The following is a 23,301-nucleotide window of genomic DNA, read 5'->3' as shown; positions in this document are numbered from 1 at the left end:
AATTACCGGAGAAAATTGGCTCATTCTTGGTTAGCTTGCCAACCCACCGCTTGATTAATATTAGTCAACCCATTAGCCTCTAATTTTTCTGTTAATCCTTGTAAAATATTTGATACTAGCCAGGGTCCTCGGTATAACCAACCGGTATAAATCTGTAATAAACTCGCACCGGCGGTAATTTTTTCCCAAGCATCATCGAGAGAAAAAATTCCTCCCACTCCAATTATTGGTAAATTGCCTTGGGTTTGCCGATAGATAAAACGGATCACTTCCGTGGCACGTTCCCCCAAAGGTTTGCCACTAATTCCCCCTGCTTCTTCAGTGATTGGTTTACCAGTTTCAGGCAGAATTGTGGTTTTTAATCCCGTGCGTTTAGTGGTGGTATTAGTAGCGACAATTCCGGCTAACTCATAGGAGAAAGCTAGATCAATAATTGTTCTGATATCTTCCCATTCCAAATCGGGAGAAATTTTCACTAATAGGGGTTTTCTGCCTTGATTTTCTGTTTGTAAAATGTCGAGAATTTTATCGAGTTGTTCACCACTTTGCAGGGAACGCAAACCTGGAGTATTGGGAGAACTAACATTAACGACAAAATAATCAGCATGGGGGAATAAATAGCGAAAACTGCCTAAATAGTCCTCCGGAGCCTTTTCTAGGGGCGTATTTTTCGATTTACAGAGGTTAATGCCGATGGGAATCTGTCGGGGTTGTCGTTGCCAAGATTGTTGGAGGGTTGCCGCTAGAACCGGCGCACCGAGGTTATTTGCCCCCATACGGTTTAATCCGGCCAAATCTTCCGGTAAACGAAATAATCTCGGTTTTGGGTTGCCCGGTTGCCCTTCTAGGGTGACAGCACCCACCTCGGCAAAACCAAAGCCGAAACTAGGCCAAAGTCCTGCCCCTAAACCGTCTTTATCGAATCCTGCCGCTAATCCGACGGGATTGGGGAAATTTAACCCCCAGAGGCTTTGAGATAGGCGAGAATCGCTAAAACAGAGGGATTCTGCTAATTGGGAGATTAACCATTGTCCCCAAAATTCCCCCCGCGAGCGATCAATTTTTTGCAGAGTATTTAATAATTGTTTTTGTGTTCCCTCTAAATTGCCCCGAATAGCCTTGAAAGCTAGAGGATAAAAAGGTTTAATTGTGTCAATTATATTTGTCATAAGAAGACAGGAATTAAGGGTTAGGTGTAGGGTGGGTTAGGCAAGAACAAGTTATGTTTTTGACAAAAAATTTCCAATTTGCCGTAACCCACCCCTAGCATAATCTTTATAAACCTTGACGAGGATTAAAAGTTTCGATCGCCCGTATTTTTTGATAAAGTTCTAATTCTTCAGGGCTAGGATTGGGAGGATTAACTAATATAATTTCCACTAATTGATCGCCCCTTTCTCCTTGGGAAGTGGGATAACCTTTGTTAGCCAAACGTAATCTTTGACCACTTTTTAATCCCTTAGGAATCATCATTTTAACTAACCCGTCAATGGTAGAAATTTCCACAAAACCGCCCACAATTGCCTCGCTAGGAGTAATCGGTACTTGACAGACAATATCAGAACCTTGAATCCTAAAAAAAGGATGCCTAGCGATAGTTATTTTTAAATATAAATCACCCCCTTCAATACCCTGACCTTTGAGACGAATTTTCTGCCCATCGATCATAGCTGCTGGCATATCAACCTCTATTGATCTACCATCTTCCAGACGAATTCTTTGTCTGCCACCTTGATAGGCTTTCTCTAAAGGTAAAGTTAATTTTGCTTCCACATCTCGACGAGTTAAACGGGGAGAGGAGGCAATTTTAGCGCGCTTAGTATTAGGGTTATTAAAATCTCTAAACTTCCATAAATCCTGTTCTGTACGGGGTATTTTTCCATTCCCGTTACTATTGGCTTTTTCCCCCGGACGTATCCCGCGGCGTTTATTTCCTGTCAAGGAACGATTATACTCAACCCGTTTTTCTTCATCGGAGAGAACATCATAAGCTTCATTAATATCTTTAAACTTTTCTTCGGCCGATTTATCCCCCGGATTAACATCAGGATGATATTGACGCGCCAGTCGTCGAAAAGCCTTTTTGATCTCGTCACCAGTAGCCGTGCGAGATACTCCTAAAACATCATAATAATTAACTAATTGTGGCATATATTCAGTTATCAGTTATCAGTTATCAGTTATCAGTTATCAGTTATCGGTTATCAGTGATCAGATTTGAGTTCTAAGTGAGCAGTATGTATTAAGCGAGCAGTATTAAATAGTAGTTTCCCACTGTCTTTTTACTGATTACTGTTTACTGATTACTGTTTACTGTTTACTGATCACTGTTTACTGATCACTGATTAAAACCAATCATCATCGTCATCATCCCAGTTATTTTGGGGGGGAATATTGCGGGAACGATTGCCGCCGCTGCGGTTACTTTTACTATTGTTATAACTTTTTTCCTCCGAACGGGGGGAACTTTGCCAATCGCTATCGCGGCCATTGTAGTAATTGTCCTGATTGCGGGGGCGATAACTATCTTGATTAGCCGAATAATTGGGTCGATAATCACTTTGATAACCCGGTGTACTGGGACGATAATCCTGGCGATAACGATCGCGGCGCGGTTCGGAGGGAAGATCATCTTCCTTATCCCCGGTAAAAGTCTTGCGAATAGCGCTAAAAAAGCCCTCATCTTCCTCGTCGTATTGTAGCCGTACCTCGCGATTTAATTCATAGATAACATCCTGTAGATCCGCCTGGGCGCGATCAAGGCGACGGTCATCATTTTTCTCCAAAGCGTCGATAATTTCCGTACTCAAAGACTCAATTTGACGACGATAGGAACGGGTAAACTCATTACCAAAATCGAGAGTAACATCTTTTAAGCGTCGTTGGGCTTGATCCACCAGAGAGCGGGCGCGATTGCGTTTATCGACCTTTTCGCGACGGGTACGATCTGCTTCGGCAAATCGGGCAGCATCGCCGATCATGCGGTTAATTTCCCCTTCGCTGAGGGTAGAAGCGCCTTGAATGGTGACACTTTGCTCCCGTCCGGTCATTTTATCCCTAGCGGTGACTTGTAGAATACCGTTAGCATCGATATCGAGGGACACCTGCACTTGCGGAATACCCCGGGGCGCGGGGGGGATACCGGTTAATTTAAAACGTCCCAGGGATTTATTATCGCTGGCCATTTCCCTTTCCCCCTGCAAAACGTGGATTTCCACCACAGTTTGATTATTTTCGGAAGTGGAAAAAAGGTCAGCTCTGCGGACGGGAATAGTGGTATTGCGGGGGATTAACTTTTTCATCACACCGCCGATGGTTTCTAAACCCAAGGATAAAGGGGTAACATCGAGGAGCAGCACGTCTTTGACCTCGCCGCCCAAAATTCCCGCTTGAATAGCCGCCCCGACCGCTACAACCTCATCAGGGTTAACATTTTGATTGGGTTCCCTATCGATAAAACTCCGCACCAAATCCTTAACCACCGGCATCCGCGTGCCGCCGCCCACCAGTACCACTTCGTCTAGTTGGACGGGGGACAAACCGGCATCAGAAAGGGCGCGTTTGAGAGGACGACGGAGACGACTGATTAAATCGCCGCATAATTCCTCAAATTGGGCCCGACTCAGGCGAGTTTCGATGTGTTTGGGTCCGTCTTCCGTGGCGATGATAAAGGGCAGATTAATATCGGTGACGCTGACACCAGACAGTTCTATTTTGGCTTTTTCTGCCGCTTCTGTGAGTCTTTGTAGGGCTTGCCGGTCTTGGCGCAGCTCCACGCCTTCCTGTTCCAAAAATTGATTGGCTAACCAATCGACGATTCTTTTATCGAAATCATTTCCGCCTAATTGGGTGTCGCCACTGGTGGCTTTCACCTCAAAAACGCCGTCACCCACTTCCAGGATAGAAACATCAAAAGTACCGCCTCCCAGGTCAAAAACGAGGATTTTCTTGCTTTCTTGTTCATCGAGACCGTAGGCCAGGGCGGCGGCGGTGGGTTCGTTGAGAATCCGCATCACTTCTAACCCCGCAATTCGGCCCGCATCCCGGGTGGCTTGACGTTGGGAGTCGTTAAAATAGGCGGGGACGGTGATTACGGCCCCGGTAACTTCTTCCCCCAGATAACGGCTGGCTTCTTCGGCTAATCGGCGTAAAATTAGGGCGGAAATTTCTTCGGGGGCGAATTCTTTTTGCAGACGGGGGCATTTAATTTTGATATTGCCCATCTCGTCCCGGCGGATGGTGTAGGGGACGCGCTTCGATTCGGGGTTTAATTCCGAGTAGCGACGACCTATGTAGCGTTTGACTCCATAGTAGGTGTTTTGGGGATTGAGTACCCCTTGTCGCCGGGCCATTTGACCGACCACTAACTCCCCATCTTTATTAAAACCGACCACAGAAGGGGTGGTTCTCATGCCCTCCGAGTTGGCGATGACCACTGGCTTTCCGCCTTCCATCACGGCGACGACGGAGTTAGTTGTCCCTAGATCAATGCCTACTACTCTACCCATGCTTGTTTTTGTCTCCCCCTAGATTTCGATAACTTCGGGACTTTTACCTTCGATCGATAGTTTAAATCGCTTAATGCTTGTTGACAATATTGTATCGAATTGTCTTAGTTTCTCGCTCTCGGTTCGGGGCGATTGAGGGTGTGATTACCGAAGTGGTCTTTTAGTGATCGCTGGCGATCGGGCTTGGGGGGTTTTCAATAGGGTCTGCGGCAAAAAGTTTTTCCTGGGGGCAGGGTGTAGGGTGTAGGGTGTGGGGTGTGGGGTGTGGGGTGTGGGGTGTGGGGTGTGGGGTGTGGGGTGTAGGGTGTAGGGTTTTAGCGATTTTGAGGGGGTCAATTACCTAATTTTCAGGGAAAAAGTACCTGAATTTTCCACCCGATCACTCCGGGATCTGGCACTTTTTGGTTTCCAAAAAGTCTAAAAGTCTTACCCAACAAGGTTTTTAGATTTATTCAGCCAGCCCTATCCACTAATTCCGGCGGGGCCTGACAACAAATAGAGATTCTTTCCCCTGTACTGGGATGATTAAAAACGATTTGATTGGCATGGAGATAATAACCACAATCTCCCGGTACTGCATCCGGTCGCGGTAATCCCCCCAGACCATACAAGGGATCACCGATTAAAGGATAGCCAAAAAAGGCCAGATGAATGCGAATTTGATGGGGTCTGCCCGTAAAAATTCTTACTTCTAATAGGGTACTATCGGGATGTTTTTTTAAGACTCGACCATCACTGCGGGCCGATAACCCATCTGTGAGCGCACCGTAAACATGGCCTAAAATGGGATGGGCGATTTTCCCGATCGCTTGATTAATAGTAAAATTATCTGGTATGTCGCCCTGACCAACTAAAGCTCGATATATTTTAGTAATTTTCCCCTCCCGCATCTGTTGACTCAATTTAGCTCTAGCGGGCTTTGATTTCGCCATTAAGACTATGCCCGAAGTGCCGCGACCAAGACGATGAATTGGATAGGGAGTGACCTCGGCATAATGCTGATGTACCAGATGGATGAGAGTATGTTCGAGAAATCCACCCCCCGCTAACACCGGTAATCCCGAAGGTTTCGCCACCACTAACACCTCGGCATCCTCGTAGAGTACCTCAAAAAAGAGCGGCACTTCCGGTTCTGTCCACGGCGGGCGCTGATAGGTCAATTGCTGCCCGATTTCCAAGACTGTATCGGGGCAAGCGGGACGACCGTTGACTAGAATTGCTGCCGATAAAATGCGATCGAGCCATTCTTCTGGGCTAGAATGGCAATATTTGCCCGTATAGTAGGCTAATAAGCTTAATCCTGCCTGATTTTTGCTAATTTTATCTCGATAAATCCAACCTTGATTGGGCATTGGGGTAGTGGGTGTGGGGTGTGGGGTGTGGGGTGTGGGGTGTAGGGTGTGGGGTGTGGGGTGTAGGGTGTGGGGTGTGGGGTGTAGGAAGAATAAATAAAAATAATCTCCTGACTCCTGACTCCTGACTTCTGACTCCTATCTCCTAACTCAATGTTCGACAAAGATAAGCAAAAATTATTTATTGACCCCAAAAGCTTGAGAATATTTAAATTAACATTCCGCAATATTTACAAATTCTTAAGAATTAATTGAGAAAGATTTTTATTTAACAACGATGTTACAATGGTTACAGCGATTTTACTGAATTTCATAATGGGTTATTCTTGGCTTTTTTGGACAGCAATGGTTGAAACCCTTGCCACACCTACAAGGTAATCCCAATTAAGACAGGTAAATCAGTCAATTTCACCCACAACGATGATCTTTTTTTTGTGTAGTTTTATTGCAAAGAAAAAGTTTTTTTGACAAAAAGCACAAAGTATGTAGGAGTAGTTATGGCAGAGTGGGAAGTGGGGAAGTGGGGAAGTGGGGAAGTGGGGAAGTGGGGAAGTGGGGAAGTGGGGAAGTGGGGAAGTGGGGTGTGGGGTGTGGGGTGTGGGGTGTGGGGTGTGGGGTGTGGGGTGTGGGATGTAGGGTGTGGGGAGACGGAGTAGGGGAGCAGGGAGAAAAAACTGATGACTGATGACTGATTACTGATAACTGATTACTGATAACTGATAACTGACCCCTCATAGATTTTTACTTAACTTTATGTCTTTGGTAATTTGTACGGGTTTTCATGATTCTAGATTGACCGAGGATTTTTTAGGACATCTGGGGAGCAAATCGGTCAAATTACCTTCCTATATTATTATTTCGCCTTTTTCTTGCTTAAATGAAGCTTTTTCACCGGGAGAAGCTCTAACCTTGATTGGGTTTAGTGCGGGGGTGGTAAATGCGATCGCTTTAGCTCATTATTGGCAAGCTCAAGGGGCAAAAATTGCCGCTTTAATAGCTCTGGACGGGTGGGGAGTGCCATTAATCGGTAATTTTCCCATTTATCGCCTTAGTCACGATTATTTTACCCATTGGAGTTCCTGTTTATTGGGTAGCGGTCAAGAAAATTTTTATGCAGATCCACCTGTAGATCATCTTAGCCTCTGGTCGTCCCCCGATCGAGTGACTGGTTGGTCTATCAATGGTAATTTTGTCCAACGCACCACAGCGTTAACTTTTTTATTAAATCGGTTAGGCAAGAATCAATTAACTATAATTAGGTAGTCCCCTCCCTATCTTTCCTATTTCTTTACCGCTGCTGATTTATGAGTACATCCGTTCCGAGTTCTTCAATTCTCTTGGTGGGAATTGAGGAGAATATCGCTAAACTAGCTAGTGCGGACTTGAAAGAAGCAGGTTATCGTCCCCTGATCGTGCCTAGCATTGATATCGCTTTCCCAGAAGTGAAAAGTTGGCAGCCAGCGATGATTATACTCGATCGCTTCCTCGCAGCGGAGGCCGGTGTGAATTTTTGTAGTCGTTTACGTTCCCAGGGAAGTCGCGTTTATATTATTTTGTTAGTATCTCAAGAAACCCTAGAAGAACGTCTCGCCTGTTTGGAAGCGGGAGCCGACGATTATTTTCTCAAACCCTATAATTCGCAATCTTTTCTCAAATTAATCCGTTTTTACCTGCAACCTCTGGAAATTACCCCCGAACAATTGGGTTTCGGTGACTTAGTATTAGATTTAGCCAGTCGTCGTCTCTCCTATAAAAACAAAAATATTGAGTTGACGATGAAGGAATTTGAACTGCTGCGCTACCTCATGATTCACCCCAAAGAAGTATTATCGAGGGATCAAATTCTCGAAAATGTCTGGGGAGACGAATTTCAAGGAGAATCAAACGTTATTGAGGTGTATATTCGCTATTTACGCCTGAAGATGGAGGCTGGTGGTCAAAAACGCCTCATTCATACCGTGCGTGGTGTGGGCTACGTTTTACGGGAATCTTAACAGTAATCAGTAATCAGTGATCAGTGATCAGTGATCAGTAGATTGCTTTTATTTAATCTCCCGTTACAGTAGAGCAGGAAGTCGCCTTCCCACCCCCTGCTTCAAAACCGGACTTACGACTTTCGCCGTATCCGGCTCCTGAGTAACTAGGCTACTGTCATTAGTAGAATAATAATGGGAATTATTATTTCCTTGTCTATTCAACCCTCTTGGCTGTATCCCCACCAGACAAGATTGTTGGTTTTAGGGCGTATATGACCGTTGATTGTTGCTTAGACTTCCTAGTTACCCGTCCTTTGTCAGCATATCTTTGATATTACTCAAAGCCTTGGCTTTTAAGGACATCCTCTCCCTCTATTGACTTGCGGATGGTTTCCTACTGCCCCGAACGGGCAGAGTCAATCAGGGTTACTTCGTTCCCTATAACCATTGGTTGAACCCTTAGGATGATACTGTCCACAACAGAGTAACGGGAATGCCTTACTGATAGTGGTATGAGCTATCAGCCCCAACTCTGTTAACTTTTGTTTCGAGCCTGTCAGCCTTTTGGCTCGTGGGTGTTGACGATGGTTAATTCGTATCTTCGCCCCAGGGCTATCCATAGGTTCTGGCTCAACGGGTTTCTGATTTAGGCTATCAGATACCGCTTTTTTTTCCTCGCTCACTACCTCAGATGTACCAAGTCTAAAGCAGCAGGAAATGCCGTCACTCTAGGCATCTAGAGGACAGGACTAAGGTTATTACTAACCCGCACCTGTAGGGTTATAAAGTTATCAAGGTACTACATTTACCAAGCGGCTAATCCTCTAAACGTCTTACTGTCTAGTTTCTAGCCAACGAATCGCACGTTACAGTAGAGCAGGAAGTCGCCTTCCCACCCCCTGCTTCAAAACCGGACTTACGACTTTCGCCGTATCCGGCTCCTGAGTAACTAGGCTACTGTCATTAGTAGAATAATAATGGGAATTATTATTTCCTTGTCTATTCAACCCTCTTGGCTGTATCCCCACCAGACAAGATTGTTGGTTTTAGGGCGTATATGACCGTTGATTGTTGCTTAGACTTCCTAGTTACCCGTCCTTTGTCAGCATATCTTTGATATTACTCAAAGCCTTGGCTTTTAAGGACATCCTCTCCCTCTATTGACTTGCGGATGGTTTCCTACTGCCCCGAACGGGCAGAGTCAATCAGGGTTACTTCGTTCCCTATAACCATTGGTTGAACCCTTAGGATGATACTGTCCACAACAGAGTAACGGGAATGCCTTACTGATAGTGGTATGAGCTATCAGCCCCAACTCTGTTAACTTTTGTTTCGAGCCTGTCAGCCTTTTGGCTCGTGGGTGTTGACGATGGTTAATTCGTATCTTCGCCCCAGGGCTATCCATAGGTTCTGGCTCAACGGGTTTCTGATTTAGGCTATCAGATACCGCTTTTTTTTCCTCGCTCACTACCTCAGATGTACCAAGTCTAAAGCAGCAGGAAATGCCGTCACTCTAGGCATCTAGAGGACAGGACTAAGGTTATTACTAACCCGCACCTGTAGGGTTATAAAGTTATCAAGGTACTACATTTACCAAGCGGCTAATCCTCTAAACGTCTTACTGTCTAGTTTCTAGCCAACGAATCGCACCACACCCCACACCCTACACCCCACACCCTACACCCCACACCCCACACCCTACACCCCACACCCCACACCCCACACCCTACACCCCACACCCTACACCCCAAACCCCACCAGCCTAGTCAAGCGCTGCTATTCAATCTGGATGGAGTTGGGGGAATCGATAGGAGGGGTGGAACTTCCCGGGGTGATAGTTTGACGGTATTGACTATAAAGACGGTCGCGCCAAGCAAAAAAGCCCTCGTAGGCGCTATTATCGGCTAACCCCGGAATCCCCTTGCCTTGCAATTCCCTGGGCAAGTTGAGATAGGAACCCTGGGGAAACTGAAGCAGTACACTTAATCCCGCCACGGCTAAATCGGCTAAAGTGGGCTGATCACCGACTAAATAGGGACGATTGGTTAAAATGAGGTTCAAAGCCTCTAAATCCTGTTGTAGCCCCTTTTTCGCTGTATTGATAGCATCTTTTCCCAGACCTACACCTGCCCCCAAAATATCAATTAATTCCCCCGGCATAGAACCCAGCAACAAGCGCATAAAACCGGGAGTTTCCTGGGGTAAAAAAGCGGTACGAAAGTTTTGATTTTGGGCAAAAGCGCCGAGAAAAGCGGTTCTTCCTTTTAATCCCAGGGATTCATCGGCCCATTCTTCGATTAATAAACATTGACCCCGTTGTAGGGGATCTGTGGGGATAATTGGTTTTTCAGGATACTTGCGATCGAGATAAAAAGCAATCTCCGTCGAGTCAGCAATATAAGTATCGCCATCCTTGAGGACGGGAACCTGTCGCTGTCCGGAAAGACGGAATAATTCCAATTGTCCCACCCCCGGCACCACGTCCCTTTTTTTATAGGCAAGTCCTTTATAGTCGAGGATGAGACGGACTTTCTCACAATAGGCAGATAATTCAAATTGGTAGAGTTCTAGCATGGGATGATATGGCCTCTCGATAAATCAGTTTCTCCCTGATTACTCTAACCCTATCGGGCATCGGTCGTCTAAACTTAAAGACTTTACTCCGATTTTGTCTGAACATTTGTACTAAAAACGAGCCAGGCGAAAAAATAATCGTTTGCTAATTTTAGGAATTAGGCTGGGTACTCTTAGGGAAGATAGACCAGATCCAGCAACCCCAACTCAATAGTGCCACGCTTTTAGGTTAGGATATTTTCAGGCACTAAAAGCGAGGAATAACTTATATATTCTGGCAAGCTGACTCGCGAGAGACCAATAGCATACCGCTATAGTAGAGGCGTGCGAGGGCTGGCTCCTTTCTCGGATCAGAGGTTACTATGCAATTATCCATCGACGTTTTTAATGATGTAGTTCGCTATCTCGACAGCCACGAAGAAAAATTACGGATCAAAAAATTAATCTTTTGTATCTGTAAAAAATATTGGGAAAATGAGCCTAATATTTTGAACACTGTGGCTATGGAAGACTTGGTGAAGGAGTTAGTGCAACTGAAAACCAATAAAGAACAATTAACTTTTTCTGTTTATAAATTAGTTAAAACCCTCAATCGTCCTAAAGTTTATCTGGGAGTAGCCACGGTTATTATCGAGCAAATCAGTCAATTATATAGTAATATTGCTGCCGCCTACGACAATCAATTATTACTGGTAGAGCCAGAAGTTAACCCTAGCTTCACCACCGTTAATAATGATGTCAACAACGAGGAAGATAATTTATTAAGACAGGTGGTTAGTGGAATAGAAAATCATCGAGAGACAGCGAGAATTCAAAAATTAATGTTTGCCGCTTGTAAAAATCGTTGGGAAAACGATCAAGCGGTGATTAATAATTATGGCTTAAAAAATATTGTTTTAGAACTTCAGCGAAACAATCCCAATTTCCTAAGCTTGCGACAAACTTTCAAGCAAGTTGCCGAAAAGATTAATAAAAAAGCTCTCTACCTAGCCCTAGCCGATATTATTCTTACCGAACTAGAGCCTCTTTACGATAATGATAACGATGACGAAGAAGAGGATAATGAGTCAAAAAGTCAAATCTTGAACAATCAAATAGTTCATCTAAAGAATGATTCTGATTCTGCGGCTAAAACCAGATGTTTCTCCCCCTCTAGAAGTGAACCTGTGGATTTTGCCTCTTCGATTATCAATCTAAATGAACCGCAAGTAGGAATGGAATTGCCCTTGGCCGAGCCGGCTTCCTCAAATAACAATACCAGTAATTTCCCACAAATTACCGCCTATGACCCCTTTGAAACTCGTTTAGAAATTTTCCAGTATGCTAATCCTTTACGAGCCAAAATATTGATTTTCTCGCTCCTATTTCATCCTTGGGATCGGAGCGGTCAAGATTGGTCAACTCTGCGAAGTTATACCCTAGAAGATTTACTACAACAACTCATCCAAAGTGGGAAATCTCTCAAGGATATCGAAATTCAACTATACAATATTGCTCAAACCCAAATGGATCCGGATGCTAACGTTCAAACCGTCAGTATTCTGGTGCAAACTTTACGAAAAATTCTTTAATTTTTTACTAAAATTTATCTGGATATTCTACCTATGAAACCCAACGAATTAATTGCACGTTATGCCGCGGGAGAAACTCAATTTAGTGGCTTAAAATTACCAGGAGTTAATTTAGTTGGTGCTGACTTAATTGGCATTGTTTTAAATGAAGCAGATCTGCACGGAGCCAATCTTCTCTTTACCTATCTTAACCGGGCTAATCTCGCTCAAGCTAATCTTGTGACAGCTAATTTAAGCGGTGCTAGTCTCAACCAAGCTGACTTAAATGGGGCAGATTTACGCAGTGCCAATTTACACGGAGCGATGCTACAAGGGGCTAATCTTCGTGATACCGATATAACCCTAGCGACGTTACTTGATGCTAACTTAATCGGGGCGGATTTACGGGGGGCTAATTTAAGTGGTGCTAACCTCACTGGTGCTTGTTTGCGGGGAACAAATATGCGTCAGGAAAATAAAAATCATAACACTAATTTACAAGGAGCTAATTTCTCCTGCGCCGACCTGCAAGGGGCTAATATGAAAGGGGTTGATCTGGTGCGAGCAAATCTAGTAGGAGCCAATTTAAAGGAGGCTAATTTGTGCAATGTTGACCTCAGAAAAGCGGATTTAACTAATGCTAATCTCCAAGATGCTTTACTTACTGATGCTAATTTAATCGGGGCGCATTTAGTGGGGGCAAATCTAGCGGGAGCCAATTTAGTGCGGTCAAAAATGACCGATACGGAAGCAATGCAGGCAAATTTCCATAGTGCAATTATGACTCAAATAAAATTCGAGCGAGCTAATCTTAGTCAAGCTAATTTTCAAGCAGCAAGAATGAATCATGCTGACTTAAGAAGGGCTAATCTTTCAGGAGTTAATTTCAGCGAAGCGTATTTAGTCGATGCTTTCTTGGCTAGAGCAAATCTCACCGGTGCCGATTTAAGCAATGCTAATCTAACTCGTGCCGAGTTAATGAGTGCTAATCTGATGGGAGTTAACTTCCGCGGTGCAATTATGCCCGATGGCCGGATTAATAATTAAAATTACCAGACAGTGTTGTTGGCAATTATTCCGGTATAATTGAAGGTAGAATTGAGGGTAATCTTATGGTTGAGCCAGCAGTTATTACAGAAGATATGGGCAAAATCTACACCAGCATTACAGTTATTAATCGCGCCGATCAAATTCGTGCGGAGGATGGTATGATCGCACCGGAACAAATTCGCTCTCTTACCCTAGAAAATGTCTTGGTGGATACGGGGGCAACTACTCTTTGTCTGGTGCCGGAAGTCATCTCCCGCTTGGGTTTACAGCTTTTAAAAGAAGTAGATGTGGCTACGGCTAAAGGCATAGGAAAAGCGAGAATTTTTCGCGATGCCACCTTGATTATTGCGGGACGGGAAGGGACTTTTGAATGTTTGGAATTACCTGGAGGTCAAAACAACTTATTAGGAGTAATTCCTTTAGAAGCTTTGGGATTAGAACCAGATCTTCGCAGCCAAAAACTACGAGTTTTACCCACGGAATCTAACGAGACTTATTTAACAATTTTATCGAACAAAATAGCTCTATAAAATCACTTTTTGTCTGACTGTTCCGGCTCTTTCAGCTATAGCGATAATCTCGATTTCTTGACCAGAAACTCCTTTAATCACCCATTCCACCGTACAGCGATAATCTAAACCATGAGCGAGGCTACTATATACTTTATTTGATCGCCCTTCTAAGTGACCGATTTCCTGCTCTAATTTTCCCACTATTAAACTCACCTCATCGGCTAAATTTAACTTGACTTGAATGGGACGAACGATCTTTCTTTCCAGTGCCTTTTTACTGGTATAAGTGGGTAAAAATCCCTGATTTTCTAACTGTAAAACCAGATGATAAATACCATTTCCCTCCGACTTAAGATCAAGACGAGAGATAGCTAAAAGAGGTGACATTAAAGCATGGGCAATAGTAAACTGACATTGTTTCTCACATAAATCTGGTAAATACTTTTCTGGGGCATTTTGCCAGACATTTTTAAAGTCCCAACCGCCAATTTCCACCTCTCCCAATTGGGGGTGATCAAAACTTTGCCAATTAATAAAACCCTTTCCCGCCAAATTCTCATCATTCCAACGCTGTAACTTCAATTCATCTTCCAAAGGATGCCAGCGAAACCATTGAATATAATCATCTTTTTTCACTCCCGCTTGGGTGGGTGCATCCCATAACTCCACCGTAAAACCATACCAACCAAAATGATCGTAACCGTAATCATCCATGGCACCGTTAGTCACTTCTTTGGGATGATAACGAAAATCGTGATAGACAGAAACGCATTCATAACCAGTCATTGCTTTTCCCTTGTCAGCAATATATTTATACATTTCTAAGTCTTCCACGGGGAAATATTCATCGGGATGGGTGCTATAGGGACGCAACATGACTGCTGAATAGGTATGATAGGTAACGAAGCCATTAATATTAGTGTTATTTGCCCAAAATTCCGCTTCTGCACGGGTTTCTGGCTCCGAAAAAGGAAAATCTCCGGCCCCCTGTTGTTCCCCTTCAGGAACCCAATAAACGGGATAATTGCGGTTAAAATCCAGGCCCTCTAGGGTGGGGGCAGTGGTAAAATTATAGCCATCGTAATCGCGGATTAAACCTTCGGTGAGCAAAGTGTAAAAAGTTCCCTCAAATTCCTCCGGTTCGCGACGCACCATAATGCGAGGATCTTGTTCAGAAATTTTCCAAGCGCCACAGGTATCTTTTTGGCGCATTTGTAGAATTAAACCATCGCCGTTAATATCTTCAGGATATAGCCCCGGTTTCTCATCCGTGTGGGGATAGGGGCGAATACTCGAGCGTAACAGATAGGGAGTAGTGAGATATTTTTCCGCTCCATCCACGGCTAATCGCGGCAAAATATAGACAGTGTAATGGTCAAGAAGTCTGGTAATTTGGGAATTATGACCGTATTGGCGCAAAAGATGGGAGATAGTGTAGAGAGCGACGGCAGAGCCTGTTACTTCCCCCGCATGGGTGTTAGCATCGATCCAATAGGCAGGTTTTTCTAAATAATGGCCTGTGGCTTGATTTGTTAGGGTAGTTAACCAGATATCTCGATTTTCGTAGCTTTTACCGATCGAGGTGAGGCTAATTAAATTAGGATAGGATGAGGCTAGGTTTTTGAGGAAAGAAACTAATTCGGCGTAGGGGTAATAGTGGCTAAAATCAAACATAATCTTCTGCAACTAAAAAAAAGGAGTCTCAGGTTAATTTGACAAAATATAGGATAATAACAGTAAAAACTATGGATAGTCAGGATATTGCTCGCTATATTGAAGAAACTAACGGTATTTCTAAGCCTTGGCTGTTGGTGCAATTGCGTCTCAAAAAACTGCAAGAACGTCGCGCTAGTCTTTCCCAACAGGAATATATCCAAGAATTGGATGATATTCAGCAAGACTTAATGAAATTGGGCGAATGGTGGCGAGGAATCGAGTCAGAAGTCTTTAAACCCTAAGCGGTGGCGATAATCTGTAATACTCGCGGTAAATCCTCAAATTCGCCGATGATGCGTTTCACCGGTTGCGGCCAAACCCGGACTAAAGTGGGAATAGCAGAGACATGATTAGATTCCGCTTGTTCTGGATGCTTAGAGATATCGATCACTTTCAGGGTATAGGGATGGTGTAATTCTCGCTCTAGAAGCTGATGGATCGATTCTAGGGTGTGTTTAGTATTGGCATTATTGCCGGAGACAAATAACCGCAAAACATAACCCTTGGGACTAGGGTTAGTATAGTCAGAGTCAGCACTAATCCCCGAAGTCGTTGCGGGGCGCTCCTGATAACGGAGAATCAGATCGTGGGATTGCCAAAGTTGGGGAAACTGCTGACGATAGGTTTCTAAGATAGTGGGATTAGAGGATTGTTCCTGCCAAGGTACAGTAAACCAAGCTCGCTCGTCCGTGGCGAAAATAGCATTTAATAAAGGCTGATAGCGACGGACAAGGGGATAGACTTCGGCTCTAGTATGAATACGGTGACTGTAGGGATCTCGCCAGCGATCGATGGTAGCGGTAAAACTAGGAACTAAAAAATGGGGGGGTTCTGGCAACCCTAAAGCGGACTGGAGAGCAGCGCAGAGATTCAGATGCCAATGAGTTTGTTTATCAGGATCGATACAGTAAATCAGGTCGCCCCCGGGGGTAAACAGGGCGATGCCTTTAAAAATATCGGGCAACACAATCGCGGAAGTGGTCACTTGAGGGGTTCCCCTAGGGAATCAATAGGAGCTTCTATTTTTCTAGACTACTAAACTCTTGACCCCTCAAGGATTTCCTTCAGGGTTTTTCTAGATTCTACCCCGCAGCATCATCGCCATTTCATTGGGAACCGGGGACATTTCCAGGGCGACCTCATCGCTAATCCGTCCCTCTTGATAGAGGTTAAACAGAGATTGATTAGTGGTAATCATGCCATCATATTCGCCATCTCTCATTAATTCGATAATTTCGTCATTTTTGCCGCTGCAAATGTAATCTTTGACGGTTTCTGTGTTGACGAGAATATCGTGAAAAGCGGTCCGTTTACTGTCGGTGGTGCGACATAAACCCTGGGAAATAATACAAACCAAGGATTCTGCGATCGCCACCCGCATCGATTCCCGTTCCTCGGCGGTATAAAGAGTTAAAATCCGCTCCAGGGTTTTAACGGCGCTGTTGGTGTGCAGGGTTCCCATAACTAAGTGACCAGTTTGGGCAGCTTTCAGGGCAGTATTAACGGTGGATTTGTCCCGCATCTCCCCCACCAGAATAATATCTGGGTCTTCCCGCAAAGAGGCTTTTAGGGCATTATCGAACTCATGGGTGTGTATTCCCACTTCCTTTTGTTTGATCAAACTGCGACGACTTTGATGGACAAATTCGATCGGGTCTTCGATGGTGATAATATGTTTGGCGTGTTCTTTATTTATGTAATCGACCATGGCTGCTAGGGTGGTGGATTTCCCTGAACCCGTCGGACCGGTGATTAAAATCAATCCCTTATGCACATCGCACACATTCCGGAACACAGCCGGTAAGCCCAATTGTTCCACAGTGAGGATTTTCAGGGGAATTAGACGCAAAACCATCCCCGGACCGCGCAGACTTTCAAAGATATTAATCCGCACCCTAGCGAATTCGTACTGAGTTGCACCGTCAAACTCTAGATCTTTTTTAAAGCGAAGGATTTCTTCTTCTCCTAGGATTTCCCGTAACCAACTATAAAAAGTGTTGATGTCAATTTCAGGATAGTTGAGAATAATCATTTCACCACGATCCCGCATCCGGGGTTGTTCTCCAACTCCTAGGTGAACGTCCGAATAACCCCGATCAAAGGCCATCCGGATCAAATGTTCTAAGGTGGGTTGATTGGGAGCGCGACCCGGCCGGGGTGGGGTTTGGGGAGAAGCAGCCTGACTGGGAGCGCGATTTTGGGGAGGACGTGGGGCGTAAATTTGACCATTTTGCGGCATATTCGGCACGTTTTTGGTCGGTGTCGCCACTTGTTGCGTCATTTCTTGAGTTGTCCCCGTGCTGGTTCCCGTGATTTCTGAGGGAGGTATCGGCATGGAGGGAACCGGCAGCGGCTGCAGTGGTCGCGAGGAAGAATTGGGATTTTGACTCATGAGCAATAGGGGGTTTTTTCTTTACTATTCCCCGATTGTACTAACATCCTATCAAATCATCCTCAATTTCTCAATTCCTCACAGACGCTAGATTGAGGAGCAAGGAGCCAGTAGTCTCCGAGTCAAGAGACAGGAGACAGGAGACAGGAGACAGGAGACAGGAGACAGGAGACAGGAGATTATTTTTATTTATTCTTCCCACTTCCCTACTTCCCCACTTCCCTACTTCCCCACTTCCCCACTTCCCCACTTCCCCACTTCCCCACTTCCCCACTTCATAATTTATAATTCCCCCTCTCCTATACCTTTTAAACAGGATTTAGACCCTAAAATTGTTACAATCGAGGTTTAGGGCTGATGATTTTGACTACTCATTTCTGTTTGATCGTCAGTTTTAGGAGAGGTAAATACGTTGACATCCTCACCGCCGTGAACGGACGGTGATTCCCAAACCTCACGATTTAGGTTTCTGTTTCTTTCCCGAAGGATTTTTCGCACCTGCCTTAACAGATTTACTCTGTTCTGGTCTTATAGTCGCGACCCGGACTGACACCGCAAGCCCTGCGGCCAAAATATTTTTACTGGCGTTAATATCTCGGTCATGGTGAGTCCCACAGTCTGGACAGTCCCACTCTCGAACATTTAACGGCATTTTCAAGGGCAATATACCCGCAATTACTACACCTTTTAGAGCTAGGAAACCATCTATCTATTTCGATGTAATTTCTCCCATACCAACGGCATTTATAGGCTAATTGTCGGGTAATTTCTCCCCAGCTTACATCAGATATTGCCTGAGATAATTTCGGGTTTTTGACCATATTCTTGACGGCTAAATTCTCAACCACAATCGTTTGGTTTTCACGAACTAATTGAGTGGTTAGCTTGTGTAAATGGTCTTTTCTGTTATCGGTGATTCGAGCGTGAATCTTGGCTACTTTGATTCTCGCTTTTTCCCGATTTTTTGACCCTTTCTGTTTTCGAGAAAGACTTTTAGATGCTCTTCGCAGTCTCCGATAATGCTTTTTAAAATGCTTGGGATTAGATACTTTATCGCCATCGCTGGTAATCACGAGGCTACTAATTCCTAAGTCAATTCCGATGGCTTTATCTGTTACTGGTAGAGGCTTAATCGTTGGGTCATCAAATCTAATTGAAATATGCCAACGTCCAGAAGGATGTAATCTGACTGTTACTGTGCTTGGTTCACATCCGTCTGGTATTTGTCTTGACCACCGAATAGGTAAAGGTTCTGTGCATTTAGCTAAATAGATTTGTTTGTCTTTAAATTTAAAAGCAGATTTGGTAAATTCGGCACTTCCTCCCTGATGTTTTTTCTTAAAGTTAGGATACTTAGTACGACCAGCAAAGAAATTAGTAAAAGCTGTTTGTAAATGTCTTAAGCCTTGTTGTAAAGGTACACAGCTTACTTCATTGAGAAAGTCTAATTCTTCTTGCTTTTTCCACTCGGTCAACATTGAAGAAGTTTCAGTATATCCTACTCTTTCTTGTCTTTCATACCAAGCTTGTGTTCTGAGATGGAGTGCCTTATTGTAAACCAATCTTACACAGCCCAAAGTGCGCCGCAATAGCGACTCTTGTTCTGGTGTGGGGTAAAATCGGTAAGAATAGGCTTTTTCCATGTCTCACATTCTAGCATATATTTCGTAAATGTTCTAATATTTAACAGTAAAGCCGTCGTAGAACGACGGGGTTTCAGACCCAAATTTTCGATGAATAGTCTGCCAAGTTCAGTCGAACGGGAAAATTTAGGACAATTTTTGTTAGAAAATCTGCAAGATATTACAGATAAACTCGATCGAATTGTCACCGATTCTGATCGAATCATACTGGATAATTTACTACAAGAAACTAAAATTTTATTTGAGCAAGTTAAGGATAACTCTAAAACTTATCAAGCAAGAGCCGATATATTTTGTCAAATTAATCAACTATGGTTTCAGGTATGGGAACAATATAAGAATGAGGTTTCGGCACTGGAATTAATCCAATATATAGACCAATTTACTAATCAAATTACTGCCTATAATCAATTATTTATCAGCCTTGCTCAGATCAATGAGGGAAAGACTGGTGAGGAAAAAGCCGATTTAATCAGAGTGGTGGAAGGTTCACGCATTCTCTCGGAAACGATAGATGTGTTTATTGATATGTTTGCCGATTCAGAATTAGAGCAAATTTACCAGGGAGCTAAAAATGCTCTATCGGTTTCTCATCGTACTATAACCGAATATTTCCAAGATACTGACAAATCTTTAGTCACCCAACTGAGAGCCTATTACAGTTTAATAATTTTCAGAATTCAAGAGCGATTTAATCCTAAGAATGTATCCTCAGAAACTACCTCTCATTCCCTAACAGATAATTTCAATGATATTGATGCCTCTACACAAAATTTAACAGGTTTGGTCGATTTAGAAACTGAAAAATCTTCGTCTGAAAACTGGTTAGATAATCTTTCTGGATCAATTTCTGATCAGGAGGTTTTTGAGAAAGCATTAGAATATGGGCGTGTTTTTCGTCAGAATGTATCCTCAGAAACTACTTCTCATTCCCTAACAGATGACTTAAGCGATCTTGATCCTTGGACAAGAGACTTAGTGGGGGTTGTCGATTTAAGACCAGAAGACCCAAAAGAATCGTATATTGATTATTTAGTGGAGAAGTATCGGTGAAACGAGTCCTATTCGATAGTGATGTATTGCTAGATGTTTTGGGTAAGCGTGAACCACATTTTCAAGCATCTGTACAAGCATTAAATACAGTTAAGACAGGTAAAACTCAAGGATATATTTCTGGTCATGCCGTCACTAATATTTATTATATTTTGTCTAGAGAAAATGGAAGAGAAAGCTCAAGAAAGTTGGTGATAATTCTTCTAGAGAATTTGCAAGTTGCTAGGGTGACAGATGCAATAATTAGGCAAGCATTGGCAAGTCAGATGAAAGATTTTGAAGATGCCGTTACCAGTGCCGTTGCTGAATCGGAAAAGCTAGAAATAATCATAATGCGAAACCTAAGAGATTTTGCCGCTGCCCCTGTTCCCGCAATGCTACCAGCCGATTTTTTATCGATTCTTTAACTAATGCTTCGGTAAACGTAAACCATCCGAGCGCATAGGGATTAAAATCTGAGTTAAACTGCGTAATTGTTCGGCCGTTCCCATACAAATTAACAGATCCCCGGCCATTAATTCCGTATCGCCAGTCGGTCCCCCGATTAGCGTACCATCAGCGCGACGTATAGCCAAAACTAAAGCCCCCGATCGAGATCTTAAATGTGCTTGACTAAGACTTAAACCGACACAGGGACAAGTCCTCGGATCGATTAAAAATTCTTCCATATAAAATGATCGATCGGTTCCAGTTAAAATCCCATCAACAAAATCCATCACCTGGGGTCGTAGGGCCGCGGCCGCTAATCTTCTACCGCCGGTAATATAGGGAGATACCACCGCATCGGCCCCGGCCCGTTGTAATTTTTGTACTGCTTCTTCGGTACTGGCCCTAGCAATGGCGCGGATTTTCGGATTAAGAGTTTTAGCAGACAAAACTGTATATAAATTCTCCGCATCGGAAGTTAAAGCGGCCACAATACAAATAGCGCGTTCGATTCCTGCCATTTGTAAAGATTTATCTAAGGTAGCATCTCCTTGAACAACAATATAATTTAATTCTTTGGCCCGATTTACCTGTAGGGGGTCCGTATCAATAACTACAAAAGGAATATTTTCGGCGTAAAATTCGATCGCCACCTGTCTCCCCGTGCGACCCAAACCACAGATGATATAGTGTTCCGATAGTCGATCGATCACGCGTTTCTCCTGTCTCTGTTTGAGTCCCTCTTGAAAATAGCCTTGAATTAAAGCTTCGGTCAAGCGATTAACAATATAACCGATCGTGATTACTCCCATCACGATCAAAACCATTGTAAACAGTCGTCCCCGTTCACCTAGGGGATTAATTTCGCCAAAACCGACGGTAGCGAGGGTACTAATCGTCATATAGGCCGAATCTAGCCAACTCCAACCCTCGATCAGATGATACCAAAGCGTACCCAGCAAAAACACCACAATCAGGGCAAAAATTCCCCCGATTAATTCCTGACGCAGACGACGATATTTATCTTCACTGATGGACAAGCAAAATTCACCCCTAAGACTGTCTAGTAAATTACAATAAAATCAGTTTTTAATCTAAATAACCCGTCCTTCTCAGACGGATTTGATTATAATTTCCCCTATGTCTAATCGCGCAGGAGTTCCCCAGTGAGTCCAGAAACCCTTTTAGAACCAACCCTAGTTGATCCCACTCCCAATTTAAACCCGAATCAACCCTTCGATCGAGATAGTTTTAACAGCTATGTGATGAATACTTATGGTCGTTTTCCCATTGCGATCGCCAAAGGGTTAGGCTGTCTTCTCTGGGATACTTCCGGGAAACAATACCTTGATTTTGTCGCAGGAATTGCCACCTGTACCCTCGGTCACGCGCACCCTGCTTTAATTGAAGTGGTTAGTCAGCAAATCCAAAAACTCCATCATGTCTCGAATTTATACTATATTCCCGAACAAGGGGAACTAGCTAAATGGATTGTCGATCATTCCTGCGCTGATAAAGTCTTTTTCTGTAATTCTGGTGCGGAAGCGAACGAAGCGGCGATTAAATTAGTACGGAAATATGCCCATACGGTGCTAGATTTCCTCGAACAGCCAGTTATTTTAACCGCTCACGCTAGTTTTCACGGTCGGACTTTAGCCACCATCACCGCAACCGGTCAACCGAAGTATCAAAAAGACTTTGAACCCCTGATGCCGGGGTTTGCCTATATTCCCTATAATGATATCGAAGCGGTGGAAAATGCGATCGCTGATCTCGATGAGGGTAATCGTCGTGTGGCTGCGATTATGTTGGAACCCTTGCAGGGTGAAGGGGGAGTTCGTCCAGGGGATATCGAATATTTCCAACGTTTACGGCAAATTTGCGACGAAAATAACATTTTGCTTGTCTTTGATGAAGTACAGGTGGGAGTCGGAAGAACTGGTAAACTCTGGGGTTATGAGAATTTAGGAGTGGAACCGGATATTTTCACTTCTGCTAAGGGTTTAGCGGGTGGTATTCCCATCGGTGCGATGATGTGCAGAAAATTCTGTGATGTGTTTGAACCGGGTAGTCATGCGAGTACCTTTGGAGGTAATCCTTTCGCTTGTGCCTCAGCTTTAACAGTATTACAAACCATTGAACGGGATCATCTTCTCGAAAATGTCCAGCAGCGAGGGGAACAATTACGCAGCCGTTTACGCGTGATTGCTTCTCAATATCCCCATCTATTTGTCGATGTGCGCGGTTGGGGTTTAATTAATGGTATGGAAATTAATTCAGAAAGTGAGTTGGTTTCATCTACTATTGTTAATGCAGCCTTGGCAGAGGGTTTATTAATTGCCCCCGCAGGTCCGAAAGTTCTCCGTTTTGTACCTCCTTTAATTGTCTCGGAAACAGAAGTAGATGAGGCTATGGATAAGCTAGAAGCAGCCATCGCTAAAGTGGTTTAATGGGGGTCAGATGCGTTAGGCAATCATTGATTTTTTGGCAACAAAAATTATCTTTCTCTTGTCCTAACGCATCAGTTTGTTGTAGGATAAGAAGGCTGA

Annotated in this window: 20 protein-coding genes and 1 pseudogene; 10 read left to right on the top strand and 11 right to left on the bottom strand. The window is 43.9% G+C overall.

Features of this window, described 5'->3' with window-relative positions; translation table 11 throughout:
• Positions 1 to 20 precede the first annotated feature (20 nt).
• The 4 genes from MAE_RS07020 to MAE_RS07005 form a co-directional block, all read right to left on the bottom strand.
• The gene (locus MAE_RS07020) at positions 21 to 1,169 is read right to left on the bottom strand and encodes a quinone-dependent dihydroorotate dehydrogenase (RefSeq protein ID WP_012264952.1); all 1,149 of its coding nucleotides are present in this window, start codon (positions 1,167 to 1,169) and stop codon (positions 21 to 23) included.
• A 106-nt stretch (positions 1,170 to 1,275) separates the two neighbouring features.
• Entirely contained in the window at positions 1,276 to 2,151 is an 876-nt protein-coding gene (locus tag MAE_RS07015) for a J domain-containing protein (protein ID WP_002798705.1), read from the bottom strand.
• A gap of 194 nt (positions 2,152 to 2,345) precedes the next feature.
• The gene (dnaK, locus tag MAE_RS07010; protein ID WP_012264951.1) at positions 2,346 to 4,508 is read right to left on the bottom strand and encodes a molecular chaperone DnaK; all 2,163 of its coding nucleotides are present in this window, start codon (positions 4,506 to 4,508) and stop codon (positions 2,346 to 2,348) included.
• Positions 4,509 to 4,960: 452 nt separating this feature from the next.
• Positions 4,961 to 5,860 carry an RluA family pseudouridine synthase gene (locus MAE_RS07005; protein ID WP_012264949.1) on the bottom strand — a complete coding sequence of 300 codons (900 nt, stop codon included), beginning with the start codon at positions 5,858 to 5,860 and terminating at the stop codon, positions 4,961 to 4,963.
• A gap of 520 nt (positions 5,861 to 6,380) precedes the next feature.
• On the opposite strand from MAE_RS07005, the gene MAE_RS33200 reads away from it, so the two are divergent.
• The 3 genes from MAE_RS33200 to nblR all read left to right on the top strand — a co-directional run bounded on the left by MAE_RS33200 (position 6,381) and on the right by nblR (position 7,854).
• Complete coding sequence (locus MAE_RS33200) at positions 6,381 to 6,545, top strand: hypothetical protein (protein ID WP_158303495.1); 165 nt, start codon at positions 6,381 to 6,383, stop codon at positions 6,543 to 6,545.
• A gap of 68 nt (positions 6,546 to 6,613) precedes the next feature.
• Positions 6,614 to 7,123 carry a hypothetical protein gene (locus tag MAE_RS06995; protein WP_041803900.1) on the top strand — a complete coding sequence of 170 codons (510 nt, stop codon included), beginning with the start codon at positions 6,614 to 6,616 and terminating at the stop codon, positions 7,121 to 7,123.
• A gap of 41 nt (positions 7,124 to 7,164) precedes the next feature.
• Positions 7,165 to 7,854 carry a response regulator transcription factor NblR gene (nblR, locus tag MAE_RS06990; RefSeq protein ID WP_012264946.1) on the top strand — a complete coding sequence of 230 codons (690 nt, stop codon included), beginning with the start codon at positions 7,165 to 7,167 and terminating at the stop codon, positions 7,852 to 7,854.
• A gap of 1,758 nt (positions 7,855 to 9,612) precedes the next feature.
• On the opposite strand, the gene MAE_RS06985 is transcribed toward nblR, so the two are convergent.
• The gene (locus tag MAE_RS06985) at positions 9,613 to 10,410 is read right to left on the bottom strand and encodes a glutathione S-transferase family protein (RefSeq protein ID WP_002798699.1); all 798 of its coding nucleotides are present in this window, start codon (positions 10,408 to 10,410) and stop codon (positions 9,613 to 9,615) included.
• A 362-nt stretch (positions 10,411 to 10,772) separates the two neighbouring features.
• Here MAE_RS06985 and MAE_RS06980 point away from each other — a divergent pair, with 362 nt between their 5' ends.
• From MAE_RS06980 to MAE_RS06970, 3 genes are all read left to right on the top strand, one after another.
• The gene (locus tag MAE_RS06980; RefSeq protein ID WP_012264945.1) at positions 10,773 to 11,981 is read left to right on the top strand and encodes a hypothetical protein; all 1,209 of its coding nucleotides are present in this window, start codon (positions 10,773 to 10,775) and stop codon (positions 11,979 to 11,981) included.
• Between the two features lie 33 nt (positions 11,982 to 12,014).
• The gene (locus tag MAE_RS06975) at positions 12,015 to 13,007 is read left to right on the top strand and encodes a pentapeptide repeat-containing protein (protein ID WP_012264944.1); all 993 of its coding nucleotides are present in this window, start codon (positions 12,015 to 12,017) and stop codon (positions 13,005 to 13,007) included.
• A gap of 65 nt (positions 13,008 to 13,072) precedes the next feature.
• Entirely contained in the window at positions 13,073 to 13,540 is a 468-nt protein-coding gene (locus tag MAE_RS06970) for a retroviral-like aspartic protease family protein (RefSeq protein ID WP_012264943.1), read from the top strand.
• On the opposite strand, the gene MAE_RS06965 is transcribed toward MAE_RS06970, so the two are convergent.
• Positions 13,535 to 15,196 carry a M14 family metallopeptidase gene (locus tag MAE_RS06965; RefSeq protein WP_012264942.1) on the bottom strand — a complete coding sequence of 554 codons (1,662 nt, stop codon included), beginning with the start codon at positions 15,194 to 15,196 and terminating at the stop codon, positions 13,535 to 13,537. The genes MAE_RS06970 and MAE_RS06965 overlap by 6 nt on opposite strands.
• Positions 15,197 to 15,267: 71 nt before the next feature.
• Here MAE_RS06965 and MAE_RS06960 point away from each other — a divergent pair, with 71 nt between their 5' ends.
• Positions 15,268 to 15,480: a hypothetical protein gene (locus tag MAE_RS06960; protein ID WP_002751038.1), complete on the top strand. Its 213-nt coding sequence runs from the start codon at positions 15,268 to 15,270 to the stop codon at positions 15,478 to 15,480.
• Here MAE_RS06960 and MAE_RS06955 read toward each other — a convergent pair.
• The 4 genes and pseudogenes from MAE_RS06955 to MAE_RS06945 all read right to left on the bottom strand — a co-directional run bounded on the left by MAE_RS06955 (position 15,477) and on the right by MAE_RS06945 (position 19,273).
• Positions 15,477 to 16,223 carry a circadian clock KaiB family protein gene (locus MAE_RS06955; RefSeq protein WP_002758959.1) on the bottom strand — a complete coding sequence of 249 codons (747 nt, stop codon included), beginning with the start codon at positions 16,221 to 16,223 and terminating at the stop codon, positions 15,477 to 15,479. The genes MAE_RS06960 and MAE_RS06955 overlap by 4 nt on opposite strands.
• A gap of 90 nt (positions 16,224 to 16,313) precedes the next feature.
• Entirely contained in the window at positions 16,314 to 17,630 is a 1,317-nt protein-coding gene (locus MAE_RS06950; RefSeq protein ID WP_012264940.1) for a type IV pilus twitching motility protein PilT, read from the bottom strand.
• A gap of 70 nt (positions 17,631 to 17,700) precedes the next feature.
• On the bottom strand, positions 17,701 to 17,904 hold the full coding sequence (locus MAE_RS28710; protein ID WP_080506945.1) for a hypothetical protein: 204 nt from the start codon (positions 17,902 to 17,904) through the stop codon (positions 17,701 to 17,703).
• A gap of 180 nt (positions 17,905 to 18,084) precedes the next feature.
• Positions 18,085 to 19,273 (bottom strand): annotated as a pseudogene (locus MAE_RS06945) (RNA-guided endonuclease InsQ/TnpB family protein).
• A gap of 90 nt (positions 19,274 to 19,363) precedes the next feature.
• Here MAE_RS06945 and MAE_RS06940 point away from each other — a divergent pair.
• Together MAE_RS06940 and MAE_RS06935 are read left to right on the top strand one after the other, a co-directional pair.
• Positions 19,364 to 20,326: a hypothetical protein gene (locus MAE_RS06940; RefSeq protein WP_012264937.1), complete on the top strand. Its 963-nt coding sequence runs from the start codon at positions 19,364 to 19,366 to the stop codon at positions 20,324 to 20,326.
• On the top strand, positions 20,323 to 20,733 hold the full coding sequence (locus tag MAE_RS06935; RefSeq protein WP_002798691.1) for a PIN domain-containing protein: 411 nt from the start codon (positions 20,323 to 20,325) through the stop codon (positions 20,731 to 20,733). The genes MAE_RS06940 and MAE_RS06935 overlap by 4 nt, the downstream gene beginning before the upstream one ends.
• Here the strand turns inward: MAE_RS06935 and MAE_RS06930 are convergent, their stop codons facing one another.
• A complete protein-coding gene (locus tag MAE_RS06930; protein ID WP_002798690.1) occupies positions 20,734 to 21,792 on the bottom strand; it encodes a potassium channel family protein in 1,059 nt (352 codons plus the stop codon). It abuts the gene before it with no gap.
• A gap of 126 nt (positions 21,793 to 21,918) precedes the next feature.
• Here MAE_RS06930 and MAE_RS06925 point away from each other — a divergent pair, with 126 nt between their 5' ends.
• On the top strand, positions 21,919 to 23,202 hold the full coding sequence (locus tag MAE_RS06925; RefSeq protein ID WP_002798689.1) for an aspartate aminotransferase family protein: 1,284 nt from the start codon (positions 21,919 to 21,921) through the stop codon (positions 23,200 to 23,202).
• Positions 23,203 to 23,301 lie beyond the last annotated feature (99 nt).

This window comes from Microcystis aeruginosa NIES-843 (genome assembly GCF_000010625.1).
Lineage (GTDB): Bacteria > Cyanobacteriota > Cyanobacteriia > Cyanobacteriales > Microcystaceae > Microcystis > Microcystis aeruginosa.
The sequence above is the reverse complement of the archived record's forward strand: the minus strand, read 5'-3'. Positions and strand labels throughout refer to the sequence as shown.